At 38.2% G+C, this 12,202-nt stretch carries 6 protein-coding genes; 1 reads left to right on the forward strand and 5 read right to left on the reverse strand.

All coding sequences use genetic code 11. From position 1 onward, the window contains the following. Positions 1-53: 53 nt before the first annotated feature. The 4 genes from JNUCC1_RS05175 to JNUCC1_RS05190 all read right to left on the reverse strand — a co-directional run bounded on the left by JNUCC1_RS05175 (position 54) and on the right by JNUCC1_RS05190 (position 8,096). Positions 54-3,359, reverse strand: a complete 3,306-nt coding sequence (locus tag JNUCC1_RS05175; RefSeq protein WP_156644433.1) for a cell wall-binding repeat-containing protein — start codon at positions 3,357-3,359, stop codon at positions 54-56. Then, positions 3,356-4,318, reverse strand: coding sequence for a S8 family serine peptidase (locus JNUCC1_RS18965; protein WP_156644434.1), 963 nt, complete (start codon positions 4,316-4,318; stop codon positions 3,356-3,358). Before JNUCC1_RS18965 ends, JNUCC1_RS05175 begins: the two co-directional genes overlap by 4 nt. A 259-nt stretch (positions 4,319-4,577) precedes the next feature. Next, positions 4,578-6,284: a cell wall-binding repeat-containing protein gene (locus tag JNUCC1_RS05185; protein WP_156644435.1), complete on the reverse strand. Its 1,707-nt coding sequence runs from the start codon at positions 6,282-6,284 to the stop codon at positions 4,578-4,580. 720 nt (positions 6,285-7,004) lie between these two features. Then, complete coding sequence (locus JNUCC1_RS05190; protein WP_442915417.1) at positions 7,005-8,096, reverse strand: glycosyltransferase; 1,092 nt, start codon at positions 8,094-8,096, stop codon at positions 7,005-7,007. A 151-nt stretch (positions 8,097-8,247) separates the two neighbouring features. Here JNUCC1_RS05190 and JNUCC1_RS05195 point away from each other — a divergent pair, with 151 nt between their 5' ends. Further along, complete coding sequence (locus JNUCC1_RS05195) at positions 8,248-9,666, forward strand: O-antigen ligase family protein (RefSeq protein ID WP_156644436.1); 1,419 nt, start codon at positions 8,248-8,250, stop codon at positions 9,664-9,666. Between the two features lie 458 nt (positions 9,667-10,124). Here the strand turns inward: JNUCC1_RS05195 and JNUCC1_RS05200 are convergent, their stop codons facing one another. Continuing rightward, positions 10,125-12,119: an acyltransferase family protein gene (locus JNUCC1_RS05200; RefSeq protein ID WP_156644437.1), complete on the reverse strand. Its 1,995-nt coding sequence runs from the start codon at positions 12,117-12,119 to the stop codon at positions 10,125-10,127. Positions 12,120-12,202: the final 83 nt, after the last annotated feature.

Consider the following 12,202-nt stretch of genomic DNA (forward strand, 5'->3'; position numbering starts at 1 on the left):
TGGCTCACTTCCTCCTAATCAAGAGAAAGTCAACCACTTCTTTAAATTTAATTCTAGTAATCCCTTAAAGTCTGCTGAATATCTTTATTCACTGCATTTGGTCCACCAAATATTGTAAATCGACTAATATCTTTGTCTGAAATATAGTCTGCCGTCAGATCTGGTACTTTGTCATGCACAAGCAGGATTTGGCTGTTATTTTTTGCTGCAAGGACTGCACCTGTCAGAGCATCCGCATAGTTTTTGCCCGTTGCAGCATACATGTGCTTGCTGGCGGCTTCGAAATGATCAAGCACTTTAATATTCGTGTCGTAGCGGTCATCCCCTGCAAGACGTGTAACTTTCGGCAATTGCTTGGTGATATCATCGTTAATGACTGTTGTTCCGCCGACCACATAGGTTTTTTCAACCCCTAAGTCTTTGACCGTTTCTTTTGTTGCTTCTGGCAGCCAGCTCTCTTTGGCTAGCAAAATCGGCATCCCTTCCTGTGCTGCACTGGCCGCGACAGATAGCGCATCAGGAAAGTCCATTCCATTGGCCACGGCTACTTTGTTGCTCCCATTAGGGGCTACTTCTTTTGCAATCAATGTCGCCGTCTCGAAGCGGTCTGCTCCGTTAATCCGCCGGACATCAAGACCTGAGTCAGACAATGTTTGTTCTACACCAGCGCTTATAGCGTTTTCCCCACCGAGAATGATCACTTTATTCGCTTCCAAACGGGCTGCCTCTTCCTCTGTTCCTTCCCAAAGTTCATCAGTCGGTGTCAGTAGAATAGGTGCGTCCAGCTCGTGGGCAAGTGGTACGCCCGCAAGGGCGTCAGCAAATTCATCCCCGCGTGCGAGGACCACAGTATCAGCCTTGTCCCAACCTTTTTTGCTAGTTTCAATTGCGGTGTCATAGCGTAGATCTCCGGAGATACGTTCTACATTATCAGGATAGATAAATAGATTTCCACCGGCGGTTGCCGTTACCACATTACCAGATTTATTTTCAAGTGAGACAATTACTTCCGCGCCTTCCAAATTTACATTTTTTGGGGTTGTCCATATACCTTCATAAACACCAGGCTCAACTTCTTCCATGTTTGCGTTTGTATCAGCCATTTTTGCCGATGGCAATGATACATGGAAGTTCGCTTCTCCCCCTTTGGCATTACTTTCAAATGTCACTTTCACTTTATCACCCGGTGTTAAATACTGGTCTTCTGCCGGCTGGATATTGGTGATTTCGCTTTCCACGGGAAAGGATACGGCAGTTTCTACTTCATTTTCTGCCTCGTCCGTAACATGGATGTGCATCGTATATGAACCACCTGCAAGATTGTCTGTATTAATTTTAAATGATCCATTATGATCAACATCAAACGTCCCATCTTTCACCTTATCACCCGCTACATCAGTAATCGTATATGTTCCATGCAGGTAATCTTTCGGATTGTACCCAAGGTTATAGATGGTGTTAAGCGGTTCTTCGAAATCAAAGTATTTGCTATCAACTTTTCCAGCTACATAAGCAGCGTCAGCTTTTGGTTTATTAACTTCAATTTCCGGTGCTTCTGTAACAATGAAAATCGGTCCGTCATTATCATCGTCAATTTCATTTGTTTCAAAAGTTAATGTTGAGAGTTCAACAGTATAAACCCCGTCCGGAATCGTTGATTCTTTACTATTATCTTCCGGGTCAAGAATAACATTGGAGATTTCTATATTGTGTGGACCTTGCTCAAGACCTACCTCCTGATAGATGTCACCAGCTGTACCTTCACCGTCAATACCGCCTGTCGGATTAAGTACATCCCAAAAGTAGACAACCGACAAAAAATGCATTTCATGAAATTCGAAAGTCAGATTTGTACTGTCTGCCTTTTTGTCATCATTAGGAGAAATGTGATAGCTTTCGAGTTCCATATTTTTAATACCAAATTCTGGTTTAAACGCCAAGGAAGCAGCAAACGGTAAGGAGATATTACCCGATTTACTCTTTAGATGAATATAGCCAAGTATCTCATCCCCTGTGTCACTCTTACCTGCAGGCAAATTCAAATTCACTTGTATTTTTTGATTATCCTCGAGATGGAAAGATGGTTTGTCAACAGTAACTTCTGCATCAGTCATATCTCCATCCGGATGCGAGATTATCTCAACGTCAGCAGTGTAATCTTCTGGCTTCCCTATCTGATTATCAATCAAAATTTCTTTGGAAAAAGTAGATTTTTCTTCCTCCGACGGTAAAGTATAGCCAAATGCTATTGTTCCACGTCTACCCTCCACTTCACCATTTTTCTCATCACTATTGTTGACCGAAGCGATCATAGCTGGATTAATGGCAGCTGTTGGCACCACCCTGCCAGCACCCTGATCGAATACATCAAAGGCTTCTTTGTCAAGAACTTTTGCTGTATTGGAAAGTGCAGCTTTGACATCGAATGGACTCCAGTCTCCATTCTTCTCTAATAACAGTGCTGCAATTCCAGCAATATGTGGAGCAGCCATACTTGTTCCCGATTTGCGTTCGTACGCTTTTTCATAAGTCGCCTCAGGGTAGTCTTTCTGGTACTCCGCTATAGACGACATGATATTTGAACCTGGTGCAACAACGTCAGGTTTGATATCATAGAGCGGATTAGCTGGCCCACGTGAGCTCGAATCACTGACCTCGTCGCCTTCGGTGACAGTCTTATCAAATGAAGCAAATGTCACAGTCCCCTCTCCATTAACTGATTCAAGCGCTTCTGTAAAAACTTGACCATCAGTATAGGACATATCAAAAGACGGCAGTAAATCAAAATCATCTCCCAGATACACATCTGCAGGGCCAGGTGCATTATCACCATCTGCAGTGTTATAAATAAGTGTACCTACTGCACCAGCATCTTTTGCTGCTGAGATTTTATCCACAAAGGGGATCTCACCGCGTTCGACAAGTGCAAACTTGCCCTCTGCATTAACATCATCATAATCACCTTTTTCTCCCACCCCGGAAACACTGACAACATCAAATGTGCCACTAATTGCTTCACTTGGACGCTCACCAAATGTCCAGCTCATCAAATTCATTTCACCCTCGGAAGAAAAATCGCCTGCCCTCATTGTGACTTGTGCTGATTGATGTTCTTCCGGATTGGTCGAATTGCCAACTGATATGGCTGAGACTGCTGTTGCAGGAGAACCAACACTTTCCCGGTCCGAACCAGAGTTTCCATTCGCGACAACAGTTACAACACCAGAAAGCATTGCATTATTCACCGCTTGTGCATCGGCTGTGATAGAATCGTTATTTGAACCACCAAGTGATAGATTAATAACATCCATTTCCGCTTTTATAGCTTCTTCAATGCCAGCAATAATCCATGACGTCATCCCCGTACCATATGCCCCAGAACACGATAGGCATATAGATCTACTTTTGGGGCAAGGCCCTTAATACCATAGTCATTTACTCCTCCAGCAGCAATGATACCTGCAACATGGGTTCCATGCGAAGTTTCGTATGCACTGCCATTACTGTTAACTGGATCCATATTATCCGGACGGTCAAGAGGTGACGTTTCATACGGATCGTCCTCATCACGCGGACTCAGATACTTATCTTCATTATGCTCAACAAAGTTTTTGCCGCCTTTATATACATCAGCAAACTCAGGATGATTATAGTCAATTCCGGTATCAATAACACCAACTTTAATACCTTCTCCTTCATAACCCATATTCCAAACTTTTTCAATGTTGAGGTGTGAAATGCTTGAATTCATTGAAACCTCAGCTTTGAAGTCTTCGTCGGCACCTTTCGACAATGCTACTCTTTCTTCGTCAGGTTCCACGTAAATAACACCACTTAAATCAAGTAATTTTTCAACATCTTTTTCTGCTAAAGTTAAGGCCATACCATTTAATACATTATTATATATGTACCTTTTTTCAGCTTGAATATCAGCATCTTCAAGTTCTTGTGAAAAAACCCGCTGCTCCTTTTGTATTTTTTGTACAACGGATTCTTTCTCGGATCTAGAAAAAGTGGTGTTGTTCAGTCTATGTTTTCCCTTTTCCACTGCAACCGGATTCTTCGAAAAGTGAACAATGACCGGTATGTTCTTGTCCCCATCTAAACCTTGCAAGCTATTATGTAAGGCGGGACTCCGTTCGTAAAAAGATTCTTGTTCTTCAATGGCTTTCTTCAAGGCATAAGAAGAACCGTGTCCAAACTTTTTCTGTAACTCGCTTTCACTTGAGCCCATGATACTTGTAGGCAAAATCGTGCCAACAATAAGCATTAAAGCCATAAGAACCGCTAAAGTCCTTGATATCATGCTTTTGGTCAAATAAATTCCTCCTAAAATTTTTAAGACTTAATAAACAGACTTCTCATAGTACAGATATTCATCACTATGTGAAATCTTCATAGTTTACAGTATATATAATTTAAAAGTATTGTCAAACCAATTTTGACAAAATTTGATAAAATTATTACTAGTAAGCAACTAGTTTGAGACCGCAGCATTAATTTCTCCAAAACGTTAACTACGCAAAAAAGCGTACATATACTCTTGGGGAGTATATGTACGCTATGCGATAAACAGTTTATTGACTTAAATAATATATCAATTTACGTTCTACATCATTGGTTACAACTTGTGTACCACCTATGATTTTAATTTTATTTGTATTTTCATTTTCAATGAATGAAGCAAGTGTTTTCGGCACCTGGTCATGGACAAGCAATATCCCAGTTGCTTCTTTAGCAGCAAGTGCAGCACCAGTTATGGCGTCGGGAAAACTTCTGCCGGTAGTAACATAATAATCATTTTTAACATCTTTTTCAAAGTGTCGTGCAACCTCAACTGCCGTATCAAACCGGTCATTTCCAGCAATCCTGTTTACGTTTGGAAGACTACTCTCCAACTTGTTATTAATCGCTTTTTTACCACCGATAATCGTGGTCTTTTTTGGATTCAAATCATCGAGTACTTTTTTGGTCGCATCGGGCAGTTTGTTCACTTTAGCAAGTAATATGGGCATACCAGCCTTTCCGGCGTATGAAGCAACACTCAGTGCATCTGGAAAGTCATAGCCATTCACCAAAACCACCTTTTTATTCGTGCTATTTGATAAAAGATTTCGAGCAATATTTGCAGCAGTTTCCGTGCGATCTGCCCCCTCAATCCTTTCTACTTCAATGCCCATTGACAAGATGTCTTTTTCCACGTTTTTTCCAATTGCCTTCTTAGAACCAAGAATAAATACTTTATTTGTCTTCAATCTAGCTATTTCTTCTTTAGTTAATCTCGTAAGTATATTCGACCGAGTCAATAGTACTGGTGCATCGTGTTTTTTTGCAAGCGGGACACCTGCAAGTGCATCAGCATATTCATCTCCCCGTGCCAAGACGACAACATCAGATTTATTCCAACCCTCTTTGCTAACTTCAACAGCTGTTTGGTAGCGATCATTTCCTGCTATTCTTTCAAGTTTAACCTGGTTGTTGTGTTTTTCTTTGACCAACTTCACAAAGTCGTCCCACTTATATCCATATATACCAAAATATCCATGTGGGTCTACATGATTTGTCCCACCAAGAAACTTGGATACTGCTTTATGTGACCATAAGCTTCCTTCTCCTGTAGTTTCTGCACTTGTTACACCTAAATTATAATCAAATAGAATACCAGCAATATATTCTGCATAATTGTTTATTGAGCGCGCAAATTCATCAAAGCTATGCACACGAACGAGCTCTACATGAACAAAGCGTTGGTTGGCATAGAATCCTGCTCCCCAGGCGCCAAGGTCCAAAGGATGCGTTTCGATGATACGTTCGTGATCGACAAAGGCATGAACAAATGCGTTTTTATGGTTTCTTTTCATCCAAGCTATTTCACCATCAATTGTTGAATTCGGGTTGGCGGTTTCGTGTGCAACCACACCTTCCACTTCGCCATATCCATCACGATAAGGAAACTTTTTAAGCCTATCAAGATGGTTATATTCAACAGAAGCCGCCTGGAAACCTTTGTCCTTTATGTATTTATTCACGTTAGGGTATGTATTATAAAGCACTGGAATATCTGCCGCATCTAAATTGGAATGCAAGTAACCTTCATCTACCTCCTTACCCTCTCGCTGTGCTTCTGGTATATATATCAGTTCGTCCTCAGTCAAGGTGTTTAAATCAATTCCATCTATGTTCGCTTTTTTTGTACTTTCGTCTTCTCCTGCAGCCACTTCAAACGGTGTCCCTAGCAATAATGTGATGATCAATATAACTGTAATATTGAATATTTTTCTCATGAAATGGATCACTTCTCCTCGTTCTTTGTAATATAACTTTTTCTCATAAACATTAAAACTCAAAGTCTATTAAAAACATGAAAATAGAGATACCAATAAAGGCAGCCAGAAATAGATGTTTGGTTTAGTTTATTATCTCAAACATAAATTCAATTCAACCGTCCTTTACCAGATATGTAAAGGTGCTAGGAGCATTGTGATTGTCCATTTAAATATTAGGTTGTCTATTTAACACCTACGTGACATATATAAATAAAGATCCTATCAAACACACCTTAAAAAGGTGTACACATTTGCAATTTAATAGATAGTTTACGGTTTTGTCCGAACAATGATGGGTAAATAAAAACTTGATCAACAGTGAGGGAAATTCAATGCGTATGATAATTGACTTTGCATCTCCAGTAACCCTCCAAAATGCTAGCATACAATTTCAACTTCCACTCAAAGAAGGAGAGATCCATGGCATCACACAATGAACATGGCAGCTTACCTTCGAAAAGAATGAAGATATATCAACTCCTCGCCACTAATCTATAATATTAATCTTAGCTCGTATTGTATTTCAATGCAAGGTCTTTCTCACTTTTATTGGTAATCATCTAAATGCCTTTGATATTTCCGCGCACTTTTTAGATTAATTGCTGAATTGGTGAGCAAGATAGGTACGACGCCCGCTAACCAGCTCATTATCTTTCAACTTAATTCGCATTGTGTTATTTAATTTTTATATAAGGACAAAACTTTTTCAGTCTGGGTAAGATGGTCATATTTTTCAGCTTTCTTTAACCCATTCTGTTGTATTTTCTTTTGTAACGCTTGATCTTCCAATACAATATGCAGTTTTTCAGCCAAGTCTTTTGGGTTATTCGGTTCAACTTTTATTCCAGCACCATCTCCAAGCAAATAATGAAGCCCACCAACATCTGATCCCACTACTGGCAATCCACAAGCCATCGCCTCCAATGCAACCAATCCAAAGCCTTCTATATGAGAAGGTAGTACAAATACATCTGAAGCCGCCATCCAACGAGAAACTTCTTCTTGATTCATGGCATTATGGAAATATATAGTTTCTTCCTCAGCCGCCTTTGCCTTCAGTTCATTAAAATACATAGCATCTTTCGGTTCCCCTATTAAATGGAGGGAAGGATTTTCAATCACATTTGACAGCCCTTTATACGCTTGTACTAATTCATCAAGCCCCTTTGCTTTAATAATATTACCAACATACAAAATTACCTTTTCTTCTTTAGGTAATTCCAAGCTTTGTCTAGCTTCATACCTGTTTCGATGATGAAATATGTGTCTGTTTACACCCATATTAATGACAGAGATTTTATTTTCATTTAGAGAGAATTGTTCTTCCATGTTCGACTTAAGCTCTTCCCCAACAGTAATGATATGATCAGCATTATCTAATATTTTTTTTGTATATTTTTTAATTACACTCCCTTTTTTGCTCATTTGATCTATATCTCCGCCATGAGAGGTCACAATCAACTTAGTTTTCCATAGTCTTTTGTGTAAAATGCCTAATAGGCCAGTTGGGAAAATATAATGGACATGTACAACGTCATAACCTTTACCGTAAATCATTAAGTTCCATAACCCTTTTAAAGCAAACATAATATACTTTTTCAAAAGGAACGTTTTTCCCTTTCTGGGATCTCGAATGGCTATGACATCGACTTGCACACCTTTAGTCTTAAGCGCTTCAACTTGTTTTTCAACAAATATGCCGAATGTTTTAGAATGCTTAGAAGGGTACATATTACTTAGTACGAGTACTTTTTTTGACACTGACAACATCCCTTTACCTGTTGGTTAGATGTGATAATAACACTTATCTCATAGAACTTTATATAAAAACACTATTTTTTTCGATTCATGTAGACAATGTTCTATATTATATTATATACTAAGAACGCTATTGCGAAGTTCGTGTAAGGGGTGTTATTACATGCATACGAAAGAAAGTTGGTTTTTTTTATTATTATTTTATTTTATCATGCTTCAACCCATTCTTGATATCCTAACAACATTTTCATTATATATTAATTTAAATATAACTGTAGGTATTATCGTAAGAATGTTATTTATGATTGTGTCTTTAGCATACATTTTTTTCTTCAGCAAAGAAAGCCCGTATAAAAAGCAAATTATAATTTATCTTGTCTTAGTTATAATAACTCTAAGTACAAGCTTCATAGGCAACATTTTTTTTAAACCCACTTTTAATCTCTTATTAGAAGCCCAATGGAGCGCAAAGATTTTCTATTATATTGTAATGTTTTGTAGTTTATTTTTAGTGCTAAGCGTGCAGAAGTCATACCACCGTATCAAAGTTCAATTATTAAAAGCCATTTATGCGGCTCTATTAATAGTTATAGGAACTGTTTTTGTCGCCATAATAACAGGTAGCTCCAACAACACTTATGAATGGGTTAAAAGCGGTTACAAAGGCTGGTTTTATTCTGGAAATGAATTAGGAGCAATTCTTGCTGTTACATTACCTTTAGTTTTCTTATATACTGTCATTAAAACAAATAACATAAAGGATTATAAATACTGGTTCGGACCACTGCTGCTCGCAGTGACTGGAATGATAATCGGCACAAAGGTTGGTCTGTTTGCAGTTATTGGATGTTTACTTGTCATGCTTATCTCTGTTTCTATACACTGGATGACACATATTAAAAAAGAAGGAATACAAAATAAATATTACAAAGTATTCTTATTTAGTATATCTCTTAGCATTGTATTTACTATAATTGCTCCATTTACTCCTTCTATTACAAACTTATCCGTCTCAATGCCTATTCCTGACAAGGATAAGATTGTACAAGAGCAAGATAAGGAGAGGCATTTAGAGCAAAATGAAAACAGTATTGAAGAAGAGAGTACAGAAGATAAACGAAAACTTCCCGCATGGCTCGATTCGAGTATAGTCAATAAGATTTTGAGCTCGCGACACTTTTACGTAACACGCCAATATTACCAGTTTGAAGACGCAAATATTTTTCAGAAGATATTCGGTATGGGGTATGCAGGCAATTATACAAGCACAAGGAAAACCATAGAAATGGATTACTTGGATGCTTTCTTCTCTTTTGGCGTGGTAGGATTCTTGTTAATATCTGCACCGCTAGCCCTTATATTTATTATATTTATTAAAGCAATGTTATTTTCTGTCAAACAAGTATTAGATATCAAAAATATTCTGATGGGAACATCAATTATTTTAGGAAGCAGTATTGCTCTTATCGCCGGACATATATGGTTTTCTCCAGCTGTCAGCTTGTACTATTCAATAGCAATCTGCTTACTCTTTTTTAACCTTAAGCATTATGGAGAAAAGTTCACAAAAAAACCAGCATAATTATGCTGGTTTTTTTGTGAACTATAGTTGGTTACCATTTACGACATGGAACACCTTACTAACTCATAGCAGAGCGCCTACAAGCGCATTTGCCTATTAGTGGCTCCAAGGCTATATCAATGAACTTCCAGACTAACTGGCTAATTTCTGAACCAGTATCATTTCTAGTTATACCATCTAAGCGAATTAATTTATGACTATCTACTCTAGTTATAGACACAGGCCTAACACAGCCCAATTTATAATCTAGCATTTAAACTAATGTTTTTTGCTATAAACTAGACTGTGCTAAATAATTGAAGTCTGTTGACATTTGTTCACGGTAATATCTACTGTAACTAACTCCGACGTGTTCTAGCCTCTTTGATTTCGAAATAACTATTATCGTTGATAGTAACATTGGCTTCACCCTAAGTCACCGTCAGACACTTATTTAACTAATTATAGTACATATTAGGTTACTTCTTAAAAGTCTCTAACGCTTCAAATATATGCTCTTTTAACGGTTCCGCAAGCGTCATTGAGTACAAAGTGCTGATATGATGCTGGTCACGGTATACTAGCACATTCCCGATCACCGCAGGACATGTATCTCCCACACAAAAGTAATCAGACAAATCCGCAAAGTAGACATTGTTAGGTATGTTTGTTGTATTTTCCCATGGTGCTTTTTCGCTTAAGGCCTCTTTCCTTTGGACAGAACATTCTTCTGGACCGTTTAATTCTACACAGGATGGAACATCTTCTTTCATTCTTGGATTATCTCGAATTGCAAATATATTTGCGATACCTTGGAACTTTTTCCACATTTCAATATATCCTTGAGGAACTTTGGCACCAGCATTTACAGAAGCTGTAGTAACAATTAAATCAGGTGGATTATCCATTAGCGGTTCAATAATTCTTTCATTCCACTCCATACACGTAGCTGACAGCAAACCATCGAAGTCTTGCGTGGAGAATCTACATGCATCTTTATTGTACACATCTATTTTCACACCGGAGTCCTGTGCGAATTGTTCCAAAGCAGGAAACCAATGTCCTGAATGGGAGCCACCAACAAGCGCAATGGTAAATTCAGGATTTTCAGTCTCACCATAAGAACATAATTTTAACCCAGCTTCATTCATTCCAACATAACAATCATCTTCATAAAATGTAGGCAATTTGCTATTAGCTTTGGGAGGTGTTGCAATTGGTGGAACATCTTGTTGTGCCTCAGCATTATCATAAATCACCTTTGCTCCAGGATAATTCTCTCTTTCAACTTGATGCTTGAACATTTCTTGTGTCTGTTGCTCAAAAATACCCCAAAAGATGTTTAATGTTAGTACTGGAATTAAAAAAACAACCAGTGTTGACAGAAGCTTAACTTTTGAGTGTTTCACAGAAATTTTTCTAACCGGTGATTCAACTTTTTTGGTTGATAATATTGATAAGATAAAAGTTATTAACAAAATTATCAACCCATTGAAAAATGTAACGCTGTCAGTGTTAAACAGAGCATAATAAAAAATGAGCAGTGGCCAGTGCCACAAGTAAAAAGCATAAGAAATACTACCGATGTACATCAGCGGGCGTGACCCTAATAATTTTTTAACACTGTATTTGCTGTATTTTTCAGCAGATACAATGACAAGTATAACGCCTGATATGGGTAACAATGCAGCATATCCTGGGAATACAGTCGAAACTGGTAATACCATTCCCGTGGTAACAATAATAACTAAACCTATCCATCCACCAACTGTGCTATACCATTTTTTAGGAGTTAAATAGGGTATGAATAAGGCTAGAATACCACCCAAACTGAATTCCCACATACGTGCGAACGTATCAAAATAAGCCCATGGCTGGTTTACGTTAGTTATATATATTGAATAAATCAGCGAAGTCAGAAAGATACCACCTAAAGCAGCTACAAGTGTTTTGCGAAAAGGAGTTTTTAGAACCTTACGTACCATTATAAAAATAATAAATATTAGAACCGGCCACAAGATGTAAAATTGCCCTTGTATCGACAAAGCCCAAAAATGCTGCAAGGGCGTGGCTTCATTATTTTGTGCTAAGTAATCAACTGCATTGGTGGCGAGCTCCCAATTTTGAAAGTAAAACATAGACGCATATATTTCTGCCATAATCTGATTCCACTGGACGCTTGGCAACAATAAAAAGGACAAGATAACTATAGAAAACATAACTATAAATGCGTTGGGAAATAGCCGCCTCCATAAGCCTAATACATATTCAGGAAAATTTATTTTGCCTTCCCTTTCAATTCTGGTCACCAGGGAGGTGGTAATCAAATAACCAGAGACGATAAAGAATACATCGACACCACCTGATACTGTCCCAAACCAAATATGATAAATGGCAACCAAAAGGGCAGCAACTGCTCTTACCCCTTCCAGCTCTGGTCGAAATTTCTTTTCTGGTATTCGTAAATCTTTCATTATACTGACTCCATTCATTAAATTACTCGCTAATTATATACAACTTCTAAACCATAAGAGTATAAGTATGTATCAAAAGTCTA

This window comes from Lentibacillus sp. JNUCC-1 (assembly GCF_009741735.1).
In the GTDB taxonomy this organism is placed as follows: domain Bacteria; phylum Bacillota; class Bacilli; order Bacillales; family Amphibacillaceae; genus Lentibacillus_B.